Raw genomic sequence first — 18,480 nt, 5'->3', positions numbered from 1 at the left:
TCAGCTGACGACCAGATTCAGCAGTTTGCCTGGTACATAAATGACCTTACGAATGGTGACGTTTTCAAGGTATCTCGCCACTCCATGTTCTTTTACTGCCATATCATGAACATATTCTTTAGTAGAATCTGCCGGTACGGTAACACGACCACGTACTTTACCGTTAACTTGAATGACTACCAGTTTGGTGTCATCAACCATTGCCTGCTCATCAGCTTGCGGCCAGTCAGCCGTATCGATATCGCCTTCACCGCCCAGAGCTTGCCACATAGTAAAACAAGCATGAGGCGTGATTGGTGACAACATACGGACAACCGCCAACAGCGTTTCCTGCATCAGAGCGCGATCCTGCTCCGTTTCCTGTGGTGCGCGAGTCAGTTTATTCATCAATTCCATCACGGCAGCGATGGCCGTGTTGAATGCCTGACGGCGACCGACATCATCGGTAACTTTAGCGATGGTTTTGTGCAGATCACGAAACAGATCTTTCTGTTCCACGGTCAGATTTGTGATCTCCAGCGGTTGAGTTGTTCCTTTACTGCTATGTTCATAAACTAGGCGCCATACACGTTTCAGGAAGCGGTTTGCTCCTTCAACACTGGACTCTTGCCATTCCAGAGTCAATTCTGGTGGAGCAGCGAACATCATAAACAGGCGGACGGTATCGGCGCCGTATTTGTCCACCATCAATTGTGGATCAACACCGTTGTTTTTGGATTTAGACATTTTGCTCATACCGGTGTAAACCAGCTTATGGCCTTCTTTGTCTGTCGCCTTGATGATACGACCTTTATCATCACGTTCAATAAGAGCGTCAGCTGGGGAAACCCAAACTTTTTCGCCATTTTCGCCGATATGATAGAAAGCATCGGCCAGAACCATTCCCTGACACAGCAGACGTTTTGCTGGCTCATTAGAATTGACCATACCAGCGTCACGCATCAGTTTGTGGAAGAAACGGAAATACATCAGGTGCATGATAGCGTGTTCGATACCACCGATATATTGATCAACTGGCAGCCAGTAGTTAGCCGCAGCTGGATCAAGCATACCTTTGTCATATTCTGGACAGGTGTAACGAGCGTAGTACCAGGAAGATTCCATAAAGGTATCGAAGGTATCTGTTTCACGCAGCGCTGGCTGACCGTTGATAGTGGTTTTCGCCCACTCAGGATCAGCTTTAATCGGGCTGGTGATACCATTCATGGTGACATCTTCCGGCAGAATAACCGGCAGTTGATCTTCTGGTACCGGAACAACGGTACCATCTTCCAGCGTTGCCATTGGAATAGGGGCACCCCAATAACGTTGACGGGAAACTCCCCAATCACGCAGACGATAGTTGACTTTACGTTTACCTACGCCCATTTCGACCAGTTTATCAGCAATGGCGTTGAAACCAGCTTCGTGATTCAGGCCGCTGAATTCTCCGGAGTTGAACAGGACATTTTTGTCTGTCACTGGCGCTTCATGAACATTCGGTTCGTTGCCTTCACTGTCCAGAATAACGGCTTTGATTGGCAGGTTATATTTTGTCGCAAATTCCCAGTCGCGTTGGTCGTGACCAGGAACTGCCATGACAGCACCAGTGCTGTATTCCATCAAAACGAAGTTTGCAACCCAGATTGCCACTTTCTCTTTGGTTAATGGATGAATAGCAAACATGCCGGTTGCCATGCCTTTCTTCTCCATTGTTGCCATATCTGCTTCAGCAACTTTGGTGTTACGGCACTCATCAATGAAAGCGGTCAGCTCAGGGTTATTTTCTGTTGCTTGTTTTGCCAAAGGATGACCTGCGGCAACTGCGACATAAGTGGCACCCAGGAATGTATCAGGACGGGTGGTATAGACGGTCAGTTTCTCCTGACTGTCAGCCACATTAAAAGTAATTTCTACACCTTCAGAGCGACCAATCCAGTTGCGTTGCATGGTCTTGACTTGCTCAGGCCACTCTTCCAGCGTATCCAAATCGTTTAGCAACTCTTCGGCGTAATCAGTGATTTTGATAAACCACTGTGGAATCTCTTTACGTTCAACTTTGGTGTCACAACGCCAGCAGCAGCCGTCAACCACTTGCTCATTTGCCAGAACGGTCAGATCGTGGGGGCACCAGTTAACTGCGGAGGTTTTTTTATAAACTAGGCCCTTTTCATACAGTTTGGTGAAAAACCACTGTTCCCAACGGTAATATTCAGGCGTACAGGTAGTGACTTCACGATCCCAGTCGTAACCAAAACCCAGTGTTTTCAACTGGCCTTTCATATATTCGATGTTGGCATAGGTCCATGGCGCCGGTGCGGTGTTATTTTTTACCGCCGCGCCTTCTGCGGGCAGGCCAAATGCATCCCAGCCAATAGGTTGCAGGACATTTTTGCCAAGCATACGCTGGTAACGGGAGATAACATCACCAATAGTGTAGTTACGTACGTGACCCATGTGTAGTCGGCCAGAAGGGTAAGGTAGCATGGACAGGCAGTAATATTTTTCTTTGCTGTTGTCTTCTGTCACTTTAAAAGTTTGCTTCTCTTGCCAGTGAAGCTGAACTTGCGGCTCTATATCTTCTGGACGGTATTGTTCTTGCATGACACCGATGATCCTATGGTGAGTAAAAAGCTACGCTTGTAGCAATCATTTAGTTGGTGAAATATGAGGTCGGCATAGCATATCTGATTTGATACGCAAGCAACAGGGGTTCTGAGGGAAAATCCGGTGGCGACAGGCGCCACCACCGGAAGTGAGATAATACTAATGAAGAATTTTAGCCAGAAACTCTTTGGCGCGATCCGATTTTGGATTGGCAAAGAAATCTTCTTTCTTGCTGTCTTCAACAATTTTGCCTTCATCCATAAAGATAACCCGATTGGCTACCTTACGGGCAAAACCCATTTCGTGGGTAACAACCATCATGGTCATACCTTCGTCCGCCAGCTTAACCATGACGTCGAGCACTTCATTGATCATTTCAGGGTCGAGTGCGGAAGTGGGTTCGTCGAACAGCATGGCAATAGGGTCCATACAAAGTGCACGGGCGATTGCCACGCGTTGTTGCTGACCACCGGAAAGTTGTGATGGGAATTTGTTGGCCTGACTGGTAAGCCCGACACGTTCAAGCAGTTTCAGCCCTTTTTCTTCTGCCGCTTTTTTATCACGGTTAAGCACTTTAACCTGAGCCAGAGTAAGATTCTCAATGATGGAGAGGTGCGGGAACAGCTCAAAGTGCTGGAACACCATACCGACTTTTGAACGTAATTGCGCCAGATTGGTGTTTTTGTCATTGACTTTAATGTCATTAACCAGAATTTCACCCTGTTGGATGGATTCCAGACCATTGACCGTCTTTATCAGGGTGGATTTGCCGGAGCCAGATGGGCCACAGACCACAACGACTTCACCTTTTTTAACTTCAGTTGAGCAGTCAGCAAGAACCTGAAATTGGCCATACCATTTGGATACATTTTTCAGGGAGATCATCAAACAGTCCTTTTCTTCAAATAGTTAACCAGCATAGATGCGGCAAAACTAATAATAAAATAGATAAAACCAGCAAACAGGATCATTTCAACCTGAGTACCATCACGCTCACCGATATTTGCCGCAGTACGGAAAAAGTCCGCCAGGCTGAGTACATACACCAGTGAGGTGTCTTGAAACAGCACAATCCCCTGTGTCAGTAATAGCGGGGTCATTGCACGGAATGCCTGAGGCAAGATCACTAGTCTCATACTTTGCATTGACGTCATACCCAATGCCAATGCCGCTGAAGATTGCCCGCGGGAAATACTCTGAATGCCTGCCCGAATAATTTCTGAATAGTAAGCCGCTTCGAAAAATGCAAACGCGACCATTGCTGAAATTAAGCGAATATCTGTTTTGGGTGAAATCCCCAAAACATCTTGCAACAGGCTAGGCACAATCAGATAGAACCATAACAGTACCATGACCAATGGTACAGAACGGAACAGATTGACATATAAAGTTGCAAACCAGCTCAGGGCTTTTACAGAAGAGAGGCGCATAACGGCTAGTATGGTTCCCCAAAGGATACCGATAACGATAGCAATAATGGTGATTTTTGCTGTAATGACTAAGCCTTGCAGCAGAAAAGGGATACTGGGAACAATAGAACTCCAGTCAAACTCGTACATTTATTGACCTCCAATATTACCCGGTAAACGCACTTTCTTCTCAAGCAAGTGCATGGCAAGCATAATCACCAGATTGATTCCGATATAGGCCAGTGTGATAGCAGTAAATGATTCATAAGCATGTGCTGAGTAGTCGAGTAATTTACCTGCCTGTGCCGCCATATCCACGAGGCCAATAGTGGAGGCGATAGCGGAATTTTTTACCAGATTCATCATTTCTGAAGTCATTGGTGGAATGATGACCCGGTAAGCATTTGGCAGCAGGACGTAGCGATAGGTTTGTGGCAGGGTTAACCCCATTGCCAACCCCGCCGCTTTCTGACCGCGTGGTAATGATTGTATAGCAGCCCGAACCTGCTCACACACACGTGCTGCGGTGAAAAGACCTAAACAGATAGTGGACGAAATAAAAAACTGGATGTTAGGATCCAGTTCAATTTTAAACCATATACTGATTTTTTCCGGCAACAGCTCAGGCATAACCAGATACCAGGTGAAAAATTGAACAATCAATGGTACGTTACGAAAAAGTTCAACATAACAGGTACCTATCCCAGATAATATTTTATTGGGAACAGTGCGTAAGATGCCGAAGAATGAACCGACAACGAAAGCGATAATCCAGGCGCAGATAGACAAGGCAATTGTCACTTGAAATCCGGCTATCAACCAGCCGAGATAAGTGGTATTACCAAAAGGGGCAGCTTGCAAAAAGATGTCCCAGTTCCAATTAATTGACATAATAATACTCCCTGCAAGGGTATGGCTTGATCCCTTGAAAACACTTGATTGGCCGAGAAAAAAAAGCGAGGTAGGGAACGGCCACCTCGCACCCTGTGATGCCAATCAAATTGTCATTTTTTTAATTATATTTTTAGTTAAGTGCCTTATCATTCGGCGATTCAAATAGTGTTTTCATTTCATCAGACAAAGAGAAGTTCAAGTTCAGATTCTTGGGCGGAATCGGGTGTTTGAACCAGCGCTCAAATGATTTCTCTGCTGTGCCGGAGGCTTGTGCCTGAATAATGGTTTCATCGATCAGCTTTTTAAACTCAAGATCGTCTTTGCGTAATATGCAACCGTAAGCTTCTTTAGATTGAGCTTTACCCACGATCTCCCACTGAGCGGGCTTTTTCGCTTTCGCGCGTTCACCAGCTAATAGAGCATCATCCATCATAAAGGCTACTGCGCGGCCGGATTCCAAAGTACGGAATGCGTCACCATGATCTTTTGCGCTGATGATACGCATTTTCATGTTTTTCTCATCATTGAGTTTATTCAGCAATATTTCAGAAGTCGTACCGGAGGTGACAACAACGTTTTTACCAACTAAATCTGGGAAATCTTTTACGCCGGAATCTTTTTTAGTCAGCAAACGAGTACCAACAATAAAGATGGAATTAGAGAAGGTAGCTTGTTTCTGGCGCTCAAGGTTATTGGTAGTGGAACCACATTCGAAATCATAAGTCCCATTTTGTAGCAGTGGAATACGGTTTTGAGAAGTCACTGGTATCAATTTTACTTGAAGATTTGGCATGTCCAGTTTCTTCTTCACGGCTTCAACAATCAGATTGGAATAATCCTGTGAGTAGCCGACGACTTTTTGTTGATTATCGTAGTAAGAAAAAGGTACAGAGGATTCACGGTGCCCCACAATGATCACGCCATCATCTTTAATCTTTTTCAGTGTCCCTGTTAATTCTTCGGCTTGAGCAGCACTTGCTGCGCCAAGTAACATTATGGTTAATACTAGGTTACGCATTCGCATATACAACTCCTTCGATGTGATTATCGTTTGCGATGTCATGTGTTTGCAAAAGTCTCTCTGTGATTTGTTTTTAATCAAGGATCATTTGCTGTTATATGTATATATAGTGTTAAAAAATAGTACAAAAGGGTTAGGCAATGAAAATGAATTGTTTCTATTTCGGGAGCTGTCTCGCACTATAAATGAACAATCCTACTTATTTTGCACAATCAATGCGTGTGATTATCACTTTTTTGGTGCACTTTCCCGTTTTTATTAGTGAAACAGGTATTTCCCTTTTCATTCATGGAGATAATAGCAATTAACGTGCCAAAGTAGTAAGGAGGGCTAAAATTAATACCAATGAATCATTTAAGCAGGTTATTTGTGTAATATTAGTCATTGAGGATTGGCATGGTTAATTATCAATAACAGTCATTTTGTCGTTATCACAGAATAACCATGCCAAACTGTGTCAGGAGGGGTCAATGGTGGGATTGGGCAAAGTATATTTCATACCAATTGCCAGACGATTCCAGAGATTGATAAGACCGATTAATAACGTCAAATCAACAATCTCTTTTTCATCAAATTCAGCCAATAATGGGGTGTAATGTTCATCATTTGCCTCAATTTCGGCAATCCGGGATAAAACATCTGTCCAGCCTAAAGCGGCACGTTCCCGTGATGTGAAAATAGTAGTTTCTTTCCAGGCGCTCAGGAGGTAGAGTTTTTGTTCGCTGCTTCCTGCTTTACGGGCCGCTTTGGAATGCATATTAAGACAAAAGGCACAGCCATTGATTTGAGAAGCTCTTACCTTGACGAGTTCGATAAGCTCTTTACCGAGGGTTGATTTGTAAGTTAATTCATCGACCTTGGCTACCGCGCTATAAAGTTCTGGTGAAATTTCCGCTGGCCGCGGACGGTTTGCTTGCATAACTTGTTACTCCTTTGTTTTTTCTATCGATTGAATGAAAAAATGGATTGAAAGTTAATTTGTTTCTGCATGATATAGGGAGCCATTTCGCTCCCTTTTGTTTGTATGGATATTTGGGTCAAGATTGCCGACGGTTATAGAACAGTGCAAATAGGGTAAACAATACCGTGATTCCCCACACAGGCCAGTTACCCCAGCGTGCATACGGAGTCATCCCGGTTGCGGGTGTCACCTTAGCTTCTAAAACATTACGGGTAAATTGTGGGAGTACTGCCTGCACTTTCCCATCTGGGCTGATAACGGCTGTAATGCCATTATTTGTACCACGCAACAATGGGCGTCCTAATTCGAGGGAACGCATACGTGCCATCTGGAAATGCTGCCAGGGGCCGATTGAGTGACCAAACCAGGCATCATTGGAAACAGTCAGCAAGAATTCAGTATCCGGTTTGAAATTAGCACGAACTTGCTCACCAAGTATAATTTCATAACAAATGGCGGCGGTCAGATTATATCCGGCAACAGAAAGTTGTGGTTGAGTGTAGTTACCACGGCTGAATGAAGACATTGGCAAATTGAAGAACGGCGCCAGAGGCCGGAGCAGAGATTCCAGAGGAACAAACTCGCCGAATGGTACCAGATGATATTTATCGTAGCGAATGGCCGCGGGATATTGATAAGGTATTTTATCACCCAGAACAATCAAACTGTTGTAGGTCTTATAGCTACTATCAACTGCTCTTTCATCAACAATGCCGGTAATAAGGCTGGTGTGCTGATTGCGTAATAGCATATCCAATTTTGCCAGAAAATTACGTTGGTAACTTTCCAGTGAAGGAATTGCAGATTCCGGCCAGATGATTATCGGTATTTTACCGATATATGGCAGGCTATTACCCATATAGATGTCTAGGGTTTCACTGAGCATTTTTGGGTCCCATTTCAGGGATTGTGGGATATTTCCCTGAACCAGTGCCACATCAACGGCTTTTTCAGGCAACAGGTTGTACCACTGATAATGGCGCATTGACCACGGTAATAGCAAAATGGTGATAGCGATAATACCCGCGACAATTTTTCGGTGCGTGACAGCCAGAACTAATAACCCGCTGATAGCCATTAACAGGAATGTGATGGCTTCAACACCTAAGATAGGTGCAATGGCTTCCATTGGGCCATCTAATTGGCTATAGCCGAATTGTAGCCAGGGAAAACCGGTCAGAACCCAACCACGCAGGAATTCGGTGAGTTGCCATAATGCAGGTGCTGCTACTGCGAGTCTCAACCCGTTCGTTTTTGCGAAAAAACGGTTGAGTAAGCCAGCAAATAAAGCAGGATAGAGTGAGAGATAGGCAGCAAGTAATATGACCAGCAGAATATTAACAGCGGTTGGCATGCCGCCAAAATTGGCAATGCTGACATACACCCAGTTTATACCTGTGCCAAACAGGCCAAGCCCCCAGAAAAAAGCAATAAATGCTGCTTGCCGGACTGTTCTGTTTAAAGTCAGAAGTTGTAGCCCAAATAAGGAGATAATGGCAGCAGGCCAGAAGCCAAAAGGTGAAAAAGCCAGTGTTCCACTGGCTCCGAAAGATAGTGCCAGCAAAGCGCGAAGCCGCTGGCAATTTAATAATGAGACTTTGTTCATCCCGATCCTATTCTTCTTCGAGGTTAGGCATTGGCGCATCGTCCGGTATCGTAACATGAACCTGAATGATTCTCCGGCTATCGGACATTGCAACTTTGAAGAGATAACCGTTGATATCAACAGACTCCCCTCTGGCGGGTAAGTGACCGAATGCCTGCATAACCAGACCACCAATAGTATCTACCTCCTCATCGCTGAATTGGGTACCAAAGGCTTCATTAAAGTCTTCAATCTGAGTTAGCGCTCGCACCGTATAGGTATGACGGCTCAGAGCTCGAATATCGACATCTTCTTCTTCATCGTATTCGTCTTCAATTTCACCGACGATCAGTTCAAGAATATCTTCGATAGTGACCAGACCCGATACACCACCAAATTCATCAATGACGATTGCCATATGATAACGCAGAGAACGGAACTCTTTCAGCATGCGGTCAACCCGCTTACTTTCAGGTACAACGACAGCCTGACGTAGAACTTTATCTATGCTGAATGGTGGGGCATCGGTGCGCATAAATGGCAACAAGTCTTTTGCCATTAAAATCCCTTCAATGTGATCTTTGTCTTCGCTGATCACAGGGAAACGTGAATGAGCCGAATCGATAATCACATCCAGACATTCGTCCAGGGTTTGATTACGTTTTAAGGTAACGATTTGGGAACGGGGGATCATGATATCGCGGACACGTTGATCGGAAATATCCATGACCCCTTCGAGCATATCGCGGGTATCAGGATCAATCAGATCGTTTTGTTCAGAGTCACGGATCAGTTCCACCAGTTCATCACGGCTTTTTGGCTCACCGTGAAAGAGCTGGTTAAGAAGAAGAGTAAAAAACCCTTTCTTAGGGCCAGGGTTATCGTTACTTGAAGGATGGTCGTCGCTCATGGCGTTTTAATGAAAATTTCCCATTAAATAAGTTGTTGTTGGTATTTTTTAGCATAAAAATGGTGAGAGTGGTTACTCTTTTTCTGCAAGATAGGGATCAGCATAACCTAGCTTTTGCATAATTTCTGTCTCCAAAGACTCCATTTCTTCTGCTTCATCATCTTCGATATGGTCATAGCCCAGCAGATGCAGGCAGCCGTGCACAACCATATGTGCCCAATGTTCTTCTACTGTTTTTTGTTGCTCCTCCGCTTCTTTTTCAACTACCTGGCGACAGATAATTAGATCGCCAAGCAGGGGTAAATCAACCTCTGGTGGTGCTTCAAATGGAAAAGATAGCACATTTGTTGGCTTATCTTTACCGCGATAAGTCAAATTTAAGTCGTGGCTTTCTGCCTCATCAACAATGCGGATTGTGACTTCACTTTCAGATTGAAATTGAGGTAAAACCCCATTCAGCCAGTGCTGGAACAGGGTTTCCTCAGGAAGGCTTTGTGAGTTCTCACAGGCAATTTGTAAATCAAGTATTACTGAACTCATTGTGCTTCCTGTTTGCGTTGTTCACTGAGTGTCTGCTTACGTTTTTGCTCCGTGGCTTCCCACTCTTCATAAGCGATGACCACTTTGGCAACAACCGGGTGACGGACAACATCATCACTGTGGAAAAAGTTAAAACTCAATTCGCTGACCCCTGACAGAACTTCAATCGCGTGGCGCAGGCCGGATTTCTGTCCACGAGGTAGGTCAATCTGTGTAACGTCGCCTGTGACAACCGCTTTGGAGTTGAAGCCGATACGAGTCAGGAACATCTTCATCTGCTCGATGGTTGTGTTCTGGCTCTCATCTAGAATAATAAACGCGTCATTCAGCGTTCGTCCACGCATATAAGCTAATGGGGCAACTTCAATAACGTTTCGTTCGATCAGCTTCTCAACTTTTTCAAAACCCAGCATTTCAAACAAGGCGTCGTAGAGTGGGCGCAAATATGGATCAACTTTCTGGCTCAGGTCGCCAGGCAGGAAACCCAGTTTTTCGCCCGCTTCTACTGCCGGGCGGGTTAGAAGGATACGGCGAATTTCCTGACGTTCCAGTGCATCAACTGCTGCGGCAACAGCCAAATAAGTTTTTCCTGTGCCGGCAGGACCAACTCCGAACGTAATATCATGGCTAAGAATATTGGCAATATACTGTGCCTGATTAGGTGTGCGTGGTTTCACCATGCCACGTTTGGTTCGAATATTAACGGCTTTACCGTACTCAGGTATGTTTTCGGCAGCTTGCTCTAGAACCCGGCTCTCTGTAATCGCCAGGTGAATTTGCTCTGGTTTGATATCAGGGATAACACTACGGACAGGGGCCGTTTGCGCATATAAATGGCGTAGGATATTGGTGGCGGCACTAACGCTTAACGGTTTGCCCATCAATTTAAAACGGTTGTCACGACGGCTGATTTCAATGCCCAGCCGGCGCTCAAGCTGCTTCAAATTGTCATCAAACGGGCCACACAGGCTCATCAGGCGCTGATTGTCGGCCGGTTCGAGGAAAATTTCCTGGGTTGCGACTTGTGAATGAGTTTGTTGAATCACTGATTATCTCTATATTTAAGGCTGATAAGTGCCGACCCCGATTTCATCTTCTTTGCGGGTACGGGCTATGACGGATTCAGGTGATTCGTGTATGCGAAGATCCATCTGATCTTCGGTACGGATAACTTTACCGCGTAGTGAGTTGGCGTAGACATCAACAATTTCAACATCAACGAATTTGCCAATCATATCCGGTTGGCCTTCAAAGTTGACGACCCGATTGTTTTCAGTACGGCCGGAAAGTTCCATCACGTTTTTACGGGAAGTTCCTTCTACCAGAATACGTTGCACACTACCTAACATAGCACGGCTATAGCTCATAGCTTGTTGATTGATGCGCTGTTGCAGTAAATAAAGACGCTGTTTTTTCTCTTCTTCGCTGACGTCATCAGGCAGATCCGCTGCTGGCGTTCCGGGACGGGCGGAATAGATGAAGCTGTAGCTCATATCGAAATTGACATCAGCGATCAGTTTCATTGTTCTCTCAAAGTCGTCCTGGGTTTCACCTGGGAAGCCGATGATAAAATCAGAGCTTATTAGGATCTCTGGTCGTGCTTTACGCAGTTTGCGGATAATACTTTTATATTCAAGGGCAGTGTGCGCACGTTTCATCAGAGTCAGAATGCGATCAGAACCACTTTGTACCGGCAAATGCAGGAAGCTAACCAACTCCGGTGTATCTTCATAAACAGCGATAATATCGTCTGTGAATTCAATAGGATGGCTGGTGGTAAAACGAATACGATCAATGCCATCTATAGCGGCGACCAGACGGATTAATTCAGCGAAAGAGCAGATATCACCATCATAAGTTGCACCACGATAAGCATTCACGTTCTGACCGAGAAGATTAACTTCACGTACACCCTGTGCGGCAAGCTGGGCGATTTCAAACAAAACATCATCACTTGGGCGGCTGACTTCTTCACCGCGGGTATAAGGTACAACACAGAAAGTACAGTATTTGTTGCAACCCTCCATAATGGAAACGAATGCAGATGGGCCGTCAGCACGTGGTTCAGGCAGACGGTCAAATTTCTCAATTTCCGGGAAGCTGATATCAACAACCGGGCTGCGGGTGCCTTTCACCTGGTTGATCATTTCAGGTAAACGGTGCAGTGTTTGTGGCCCAAAAATAATATCTACACACTGGGCGCGCTGACGGATGAAATCCCCTTCCTGAGAAGCGACGCAGCCACCAACGCCAATAATGATATCTGGATTGGTGTCTTTCAAATTTTTCCAGCGGCCTAACTGATGGAAAACTTTTTCTTGTGCTTTTTCACGGATTGAACAGGTATTCAATAGTAAAATGTCTGCTTCTTCGGCGACATTGGTTAACTGATAACCGTGAGTACTTTCGAGCAGGTCGGCCATTTTAGATGAATCATATTCATTCATCTGACAGCCCCAAGTTTTAATATACAGTTTTTTTATCGTCGACATTTTCTTGTGCATCCGGGCTTTCTACAGTGCTTAAGGAGATTATTGCACTGCAAAAGCAGTTGTGTATTAGGCATAAAGTTGCCGGATATTGTAGTCATTTGAGGGAGCAGTGACCAGACTGTTAAACAGGATATTCTCTACCGAAGGATTAAAAATCCGGTACACTGTGCCAATCAATGAGTTAATAGCATGACTGATATGAATAATTCGCAACAGATTTTTGATGTAGTGGTGGTTGGTGCTGGCATGATCGGTGCTGCGACAGCATTGGGACTGGCGCAAGAAGGCTGGACAGTCGCTTTGTTGGATCATCAGCCACCACAATCTTATGATGCACAGAGTTATCCTGATGTGCGCGTATCGGCAATCAGTTGTGCTTCTGTAGATTTGCTCAAACAACTTGGTGCATGGGATGCGGTATTACAGATGCGCAGTGCGCTGTATCGCAAATTGGAGACTTGGGAGCAAAATGATTCCAATTTGGTGTTTGATGCACAAAATCTGGGTCTGCCTGAGCTGGGCTATATGGTTGAAAACCGTATTTTGCAGCTGGCGCTGTGGCGGCAGTTTGAGAAATATCCTAATTTGACTTTGCTGTGCCCTGCGGTAATGCAATCAATGCAGAGACAGAAAGCGGGTTGGTTGGTCACTCTGGATAATGGAATTGAAATTAATACCCGTTTGATTGCCGGGGCTGATGGTGCTCGCTCTCAGGTTCGGCAAATGGCAGGGATTGGTAGCCGTGGTTGGCAATACAGACAGGCTTGTATGTTGATTACAGTAAAAACCGAGCAGCCACAGCAAGATATTACCTGGCAGCAGTTTTTCCCTTCTGGCCCAAGAGCATTTCTTCCGCTATTTGACCAATGGGCTTCGCTGGTGTGGTATGACAAACCGGCACGTATACGGCAGTTACAGGCAATGCCAATGGCTCAACTTGAACAGGAGATTTTTCAGGCCTTTCCTGTGCGGTTAGGTAAAGTGACTCCTGTTGCCGCCGGCTCATTTCCTTTGGCTCGCCATCACGCTAACAGTTATGTGTGTGAAGGATTAGTATTGCTGGGCGATGCGGCTCATACCATTAATCCATTGGCAGGGCAGGGAGTAAATCTTGGTTATCGGGATGTGGATACATTGCTTAATGTTTTGGTGAAGGCCAGAGAATTAACAGAAAAATGGGATTCACTGGAAGTGCTTATGCGTTATCAGCGTCACAGAATGCCGGATAACCTGATGATGCAAGCTGGAATGGATCTGTTTTACACCGTGTTCAGTAATGAGTTACCGGGGCTGAAAGTTGCACGTAATCTGGCATTGATGGCAGCTCAACGAGCTGGAGTAATGAAAAAAGCGGCGCTTAAATATGCGTTGGGATTGTAATGTATAGATTGGTATTAGCAGATAAAATAAACGTAATTGCACCGACAACGGAAATTACTTCATCAAATTCAATCACCAGGTTGCTGCTGATTTATAAAAAAGGTATTAAGGACGACCTGAGTGAATCAGAGAAGAAAATTCTGAGAGAGTTAAATGAGGGGTGGTAAAGATGGATAGTAAACTGTTTTCCAAGCTGACTGAAAGCATGACACAGATGAATGAGATCATTAACGGTGAACGTGCGCCCTCTCGTGAAACTAACGTTGAGGCGATAAAAGTAAAGAGTATTCGCCAAGCGACGGGCTTAAGTCAAACGGGTTTTGCCAAGTTGATTTCTGTTAATGTTGGAACTTTGCGCAATTAGGAATAGGAAAGGCGTGAGCCAACCGGACCGGTGAAAGAGCGATGAGACAAGTGTGGGATGTGCAATAAACAGCGATTAAAGAAAATTGGGTGAGCCGGATGGGGAACTATAGGCATAAAAGCAAAAACGCCATCCCGAAAGGCGGCGCTTCACTGCAAAGAATATTCTTTTGATATTCTTTGCCAACATGTTGCTTGTTGCAACACATTGATTTAACTGGCTGGGGTACGAGGATTCGAACCTCGGAATGCTGGAATCAGAATCCAGTGCCTTACCGCTTGGCGATACCCCAAAAATGGTGGCTACGACGGGAATCGAACCTGTGACCCCAGCATTATGAGTGCTGTGCTCTAACCAGCTGAGCTACGTAGCCATTTTATTTACGATGCAAGAGACTTTATCGCAAAATATCAGTGGACAACATTCATCTAATGGCTGGGGTACCAGGATTCGAACCTGGGTATGCCAGGATCAAAACCTGGTGCCTTACCGCTTGGCGATACCCCAACTGAAAGTATTCACTGCACAACGCATTGTATTATCAAAATGATGGCTGGGGTACCAGGATTCGAACCTGGGTATGCCAGGATCAAAACCTGGTGCCTTACCGCTTGGCGATACCCCATCTGCATGATAACAACTTGATGAAAGAAATGGTGCGGGAGGCGAGACTTGAACTCGCACACCTTGCGGCGCCAGAACCTAAATCTGGTGCGTCTACCAATTTCGCCACTCCCGCAAAGATGGTGGCTACGACGGGAATCGAACCTGTGACCCCAGCATTATGAGTGCTGTGCTCTAACCAGCTGAGCTACGTAGCCATCTTTTTTGCATTACCTTCATCGGCGTTGCGGGGCGCATTATGCGTATATCAGCTAAATGCGTCAACTGCTTTTTTCTTGAAATCTGCTTAAGGTCGCTTGTTTGTTTGGCTTATAAGCATTTTGATGGCAAAACCAACAAAAAATGAATATTACCCTTCGAGTAAGCGTTGTAACAGTACACCATTAAGCATAGCACGTTTAGTCAGAGCGAAGGCGCCAATAGCGGAACAGTGAACTAATTCAGACACAACGATTGGCAGATCTTCGCGAAATTCTTTTAAAACCTGAGTATTGATACAACTTTGAATAGCGGGTAAGAGCACGTTTTGCGCTTCAGTAATTTCCCCCGCCAGAACAACTTTCTGTGGGTTAAATAAATTAATGGCGATGGAAATGGCCTTACCAAGATGATGGCCGACATTTTTTATCACTTCAGATGCTAATGGGTCATTTTGATTAGCGGCCTGGCAGATAGCTCTGATATTGCAGTTATTCAATGTTAGCTGGCTTGGAAAACCTTGCTTTAATTGATGTTGAACCCGCGCTTCAATTGCTGAGTTAGAGGCGATAGTTTCCAGACAACCAAAATTGCCGCAATGACAACGTTCACCGAGGGGATCAATTTGAATATGACCAATTTCACCTAAATTCCCTCTATTATTGAGGAATATCTGGCTGTTTATAATCACCCCGGCACCGGCACCCCGATGGATACGTACCAATATCGAGTCTTCACAATCACGGGTGGCGCCAAAATAGCGTTCGGCCAGTGCTAAACTGCGGATATCATGACCAACGAAACAGGTCATGTTGAAATGTTTTTTCAGGTTATCGACCAGAGTCCAGTTAGTCACTTTAATGTGAGGCATATAACGGACGATGCCGCTATTTGGATCAACTAAGCCGGGCAGGATAACTGAAATGGCGATTAATTCACGGATCCTGTGCTGATTCTGTTGAATAAAGTTTTCTATTGCGCGGATAAGCAAGTTTTCGACTTTTTGCTGGGTGGTTTCAAGTAGTGGATAATGTTCTTCAACCAATGCCTTGCCACTCATGTCATAAAGCGCGAGAGTGGCATCATGGCGGCCAAGGCGGACACCGATAGTATGGAAATTACGATTTTCTGTAACGATTGAAATTGCGCGGCGGCCTCCGGTAGAGGCTTGTTGATCGACCTCTTTAATCAAGCCGCGTTCAAGTAACTGACGAGTAATTTTAGTCACGCTGGCGGGTGCAAGTTGACTTTGCTCTGCAATTTGAATCCGGGATATTGGCCCTTGTTGATCAATTAACCGGTATACCACAGCGCCGTTAAGTTGCTTTACAAGGTCAATATTACCAATTTGCTTTTGTGTGCTGCTGTAACTCATCGGTTATTTCGTCCCTCAAAGGTCAGTTTCTTTTCCGTTAACAATGGTCTTGCAGATTTTAAAGTCGTGACTGAGAATGGTGAGGTTAGCAATTTTACCGGCTTCAATAGTGCCGAGATATTGATCAACACCAATCGCACGGGCTGGGTAGAGTGCCGCCATCCTCAGTGTTTCATCCAGAGCAATACCAACGTGTTCAACGCTATTTTTAACGGCGTCTATCATAGTGATAGAAGAACCGCTTAAAGTGCCGTTTTCATCGACACACAATCCATCTCGATAGTATATGGTTTTACCGGCAAAGGTGAAATTCTCCATTTTATTGATAGAAGTATCCATCCCGGCGGGAAGTATGGCATCCGTTACCAGAATCAACTTATCTTTTTTCAGCCGTTTAGCATTGCGAATATTTGGCCATGAAACATGCAAACCATCGGGAATAATGCCCGCGTAAACTTCTGGCGTATCAAAAATAGCGCCCATCAGACCAGGCTGGCGACCAGAAATATATGGCATCGCATTATAGAGATGGGTTGAGAGGGTTATGCCATTCCGAAATCCCTGTCGGGCTTCTTCATAACTGGCATTGGAGTGACCGGCAGAAACTACAATCCCTGATTCAATCAACTGGTGAATGTATTTCTGTTCCACCATTTCTGGTGCGAGGGTCAGTTTGGTAATGACATCAGCATTATCGCACAGGAAATTTATCATTTCAGGTGTAGGTTTACGGATAATGTCTGGATTGTGAGTGCCTTTTTTTACCGGATTGAGGTAAGGCCCTTCCAAATGCAGGCCTAAGGCCTGATACTTATTATGCTTCAGATAAGTACGCATCACCTCAACAGAGGCTATCATCAATTCATCTGTACTGGTAATCAGAGTCGGCAAGTAGCTGGTGCAGCCTGAGCGTTCATTGGCTTTTTGCATGATATCCAGCGTTTTTTCTGAAATATCTTCCAGCCGCTCATTAAATTGAACACCACCACAACCGTTAACTTGCAGGTCGATAAAGCCGGGGGAAAGAATGGCACCATTCAGATCATGTTTTTCAATCTGTTCGGGTAACTCTTGTGTTAGGCAAACCCGTTTAATTAAGCCGTCAGCAATGATAACAGCATGATTATCCAGTCTGTCATGACCGGTATAAATAATGCAGTTGGTTAAAGCATACATCTTAGCCTCCTATGGGATCTGGAGATGATGATTGAGGATAATGACAATAATCAGTCTGAGATAAGCCTCAGGCTGTGTGGATTCTTATTTTTTGCTGGCAAATATGCTGATAATGTCTGCTTCCAATTGATGGAAATACTTAACTGTTTTTACTTTCAATTCCATTGTTGCTGGTTCGTCACAGACAATGATGGATTTAGGGTGCATTTGCAGACAGCTTACTGTCCACATATGATTGATATTGCCCTCAATAGCAGCCTGGATTGCCAAGGCTTTATTCAAACCGGTAGCCAGGATCATAATTTCTTTTGCATCCATCAAGGTACCTACACCTACGGTTAAGGCGTATTTAGGCACCTGATTAATATCATTATCAAAGAAGCGGGAGTTGGCAGTACGGGTTTCTACAGTCAGCGTCTTGATGCGGGTACGGGAAGTCAGGGATGATGCTGGTTCATTGAACGCAATATGGCCGTCATTACCCACGCCCCCCATAAACAGATGAATCTGACCATAAGACTTAATTTTGTCTTCATAACGTTGGCATTCTGCATCAATATCAGCAGCATTACCATTGAGCAGATTGATATTTTCCTTTTGGATATCAATGTGATCAAAGAAGTTATGGTGCATAAAACTATGGTAACTTTGTGGATGATTTTCGGGGATACCGACATATTCATCCATATTGAATGTAACGACATGTTCAAAACTGATTTTTCCTGCTTTATGCTGAGTAATCAATTCCTTGTAAGTTGCCAGTGGCGTGCTGCCTGTTGGTAGTCCCAAAACGAAAGGACGCTCTGCGGTTGGATTAAATGCATTGATTTTGCTAACGATATAGTGTGCAGACCATTTACCGACATCACTTGCATTCGTTAGGGGGATCAGTCTCATAATTACCTCTTAAAACAATAAATTATTATAGTTAAAATAGAGTTATACATTATTCTCTTAATTAATCT

General features: G+C 44.8%; 15 protein-coding genes, 6 tRNA genes and 2 pseudogenes. 3 read left to right on the top strand and 20 right to left on the bottom strand.

Annotated features, from left to right (window positions below):
• From leuS to miaB, 11 genes are all read right to left on the bottom strand, one after another.
• Complete coding sequence (gene leuS, locus LGZ99_RS12930) at positions 1-2,583, bottom strand: leucine--tRNA ligase (RefSeq protein ID WP_262979175.1); 2,583 nt, start codon at positions 2,581-2,583, stop codon at positions 1-3.
• Between the two features lie 162 nt (positions 2,584-2,745).
• Positions 2,746-3,471 carry an amino acid ABC transporter ATP-binding protein gene (locus tag LGZ99_RS12925; protein ID WP_021323058.1) on the bottom strand — a complete coding sequence of 242 codons (726 nt, stop codon included), beginning with the start codon at positions 3,469-3,471 and terminating at the stop codon, positions 2,746-2,748.
• Positions 3,471-4,145, bottom strand: a complete 675-nt coding sequence (gltK, locus tag LGZ99_RS12920; RefSeq protein WP_036836834.1) for a glutamate/aspartate ABC transporter permease GltK — start codon at positions 4,143-4,145, stop codon at positions 3,471-3,473. Before gltK ends, LGZ99_RS12925 begins: the two co-directional genes overlap by 1 nt.
• Positions 4,146-4,886, bottom strand: a complete 741-nt coding sequence (locus LGZ99_RS12915; protein WP_021323056.1) for an amino acid ABC transporter permease — start codon at positions 4,884-4,886, stop codon at positions 4,146-4,148. It abuts the gene before it with no gap.
• 133 nt (positions 4,887-5,019) lie between these two features.
• Complete coding sequence (locus LGZ99_RS12910) at positions 5,020-5,913, bottom strand: amino acid ABC transporter substrate-binding protein (RefSeq protein WP_036836832.1); 894 nt, start codon at positions 5,911-5,913, stop codon at positions 5,020-5,022.
• Positions 5,914-6,367: 454 nt separating this feature from the next.
• Positions 6,368-6,829, bottom strand: a complete 462-nt coding sequence (locus LGZ99_RS12905) for a carboxymuconolactone decarboxylase family protein (RefSeq protein WP_036836831.1) — start codon at positions 6,827-6,829, stop codon at positions 6,368-6,370.
• Between the two features lie 118 nt (positions 6,830-6,947).
• Positions 6,948-8,477, bottom strand: coding sequence for an apolipoprotein N-acyltransferase (lnt, locus tag LGZ99_RS12900; protein WP_036836830.1), 1,530 nt, complete (start codon positions 8,475-8,477; stop codon positions 6,948-6,950).
• Between the two features lie 7 nt (positions 8,478-8,484).
• Entirely contained in the window at positions 8,485-9,366 is an 882-nt protein-coding gene (gene corC / locus LGZ99_RS12895; protein WP_021323053.1) for a CNNM family magnesium/cobalt transport protein CorC, read from the bottom strand.
• A gap of 72 nt (positions 9,367-9,438) precedes the next feature.
• Positions 9,439-9,906, bottom strand: a complete 468-nt coding sequence (gene ybeY, locus LGZ99_RS12890) for an rRNA maturation RNase YbeY (RefSeq protein ID WP_036836828.1) — start codon at positions 9,904-9,906, stop codon at positions 9,439-9,441.
• Positions 9,903-10,880 carry a PhoH family protein gene (locus LGZ99_RS12885; RefSeq protein ID WP_196815153.1) on the bottom strand — a complete coding sequence of 326 codons (978 nt, stop codon included), beginning with the start codon at positions 10,878-10,880 and terminating at the stop codon, positions 9,903-9,905. Before LGZ99_RS12885 ends, ybeY begins: the two co-directional genes overlap by 4 nt.
• Before the next feature lie 87 nt (positions 10,881-10,967).
• Complete coding sequence (miaB, locus tag LGZ99_RS12880) at positions 10,968-12,398, bottom strand: tRNA (N6-isopentenyl adenosine(37)-C2)-methylthiotransferase MiaB (protein ID WP_036836827.1); 1,431 nt, start codon at positions 12,396-12,398, stop codon at positions 10,968-10,970.
• Positions 12,399-12,596: 198 nt separating this feature from the next.
• Here miaB and ubiF point away from each other — a divergent pair, with 198 nt between their 5' ends.
• From ubiF to LGZ99_RS12865, 3 genes and pseudogenes are all read left to right on the top strand, one after another.
• The gene (gene ubiF / locus LGZ99_RS12875; RefSeq protein WP_081858247.1) at positions 12,597-13,778 is read left to right on the top strand and encodes a 3-demethoxyubiquinol 3-hydroxylase; all 1,182 of its coding nucleotides are present in this window, start codon (positions 12,597-12,599) and stop codon (positions 13,776-13,778) included.
• Positions 13,779-13,855: 77 nt separating this feature from the next.
• Positions 13,856-13,945: pseudogene (locus LGZ99_RS12870) on the top strand (type II toxin-antitoxin system RelE/ParE family toxin); the annotation flags it as partial.
• A 2-nt stretch (positions 13,946-13,947) separates the two neighbouring features.
• Positions 13,948-14,139 (top strand): annotated as a pseudogene (locus tag LGZ99_RS12865) (helix-turn-helix domain-containing protein); the annotation flags it as partial.
• Between the two features lie 220 nt (positions 14,140-14,359).
• On the opposite strand, the gene LGZ99_RS12860 reads toward LGZ99_RS12865, so the two are convergent.
• The 9 genes from LGZ99_RS12860 to nagB all read right to left on the bottom strand — a co-directional run bounded on the left by LGZ99_RS12860 (position 14,360) and on the right by nagB (position 18,412).
• Positions 14,360-14,434 (bottom strand) — tRNA-Gln (locus LGZ99_RS12860).
• A 4-nt stretch (positions 14,435-14,438) separates the two neighbouring features.
• Positions 14,439-14,515, bottom strand: a tRNA-Met gene (locus LGZ99_RS12855).
• Positions 14,516-14,574: 59 nt separating this feature from the next.
• A tRNA-Gln gene (locus tag LGZ99_RS12850) sits at positions 14,575-14,649 on the bottom strand.
• 43 nt (positions 14,650-14,692) lie between these two features.
• Positions 14,693-14,767: transfer RNA gene (locus LGZ99_RS12845), tRNA-Gln, on the bottom strand.
• A 29-nt stretch (positions 14,768-14,796) separates the two neighbouring features.
• Positions 14,797-14,881, bottom strand: a tRNA-Leu gene (locus tag LGZ99_RS12840).
• A gap of 5 nt (positions 14,882-14,886) precedes the next feature.
• Positions 14,887-14,963: transfer RNA gene (locus LGZ99_RS12835), tRNA-Met, on the bottom strand.
• 152 nt (positions 14,964-15,115) lie between these two features.
• Positions 15,116-16,339 (bottom strand): DNA-binding transcriptional regulator NagC, encoded by a 1,224-nt coding sequence (nagC, locus tag LGZ99_RS12830; RefSeq protein WP_036836813.1) that lies wholly within the window; start codon positions 16,337-16,339, stop codon positions 15,116-15,118.
• A 15-nt stretch (positions 16,340-16,354) separates the two neighbouring features.
• Positions 16,355-17,515 (bottom strand): N-acetylglucosamine-6-phosphate deacetylase, encoded by a 1,161-nt coding sequence (gene nagA / locus LGZ99_RS12825; protein WP_036836811.1) that lies wholly within the window; start codon positions 17,513-17,515, stop codon positions 16,355-16,357.
• Between the two features lie 84 nt (positions 17,516-17,599).
• The gene (gene nagB / locus LGZ99_RS12820) at positions 17,600-18,412 is read right to left on the bottom strand and encodes a glucosamine-6-phosphate deaminase (RefSeq protein WP_021323048.1); all 813 of its coding nucleotides are present in this window, start codon (positions 18,410-18,412) and stop codon (positions 17,600-17,602) included.
• Positions 18,413-18,480: the final 68 nt, after the last annotated feature.

The organism is Photorhabdus temperata, from assembly GCF_025384845.1.
In the GTDB taxonomy this organism is placed as follows: domain Bacteria; phylum Pseudomonadota; class Gammaproteobacteria; order Enterobacterales; family Enterobacteriaceae; genus Photorhabdus; species Photorhabdus temperata.
Note: the sequence above shows the minus strand (reverse complement) of the source record. Positions and strands in the feature narration are given on the sequence as shown.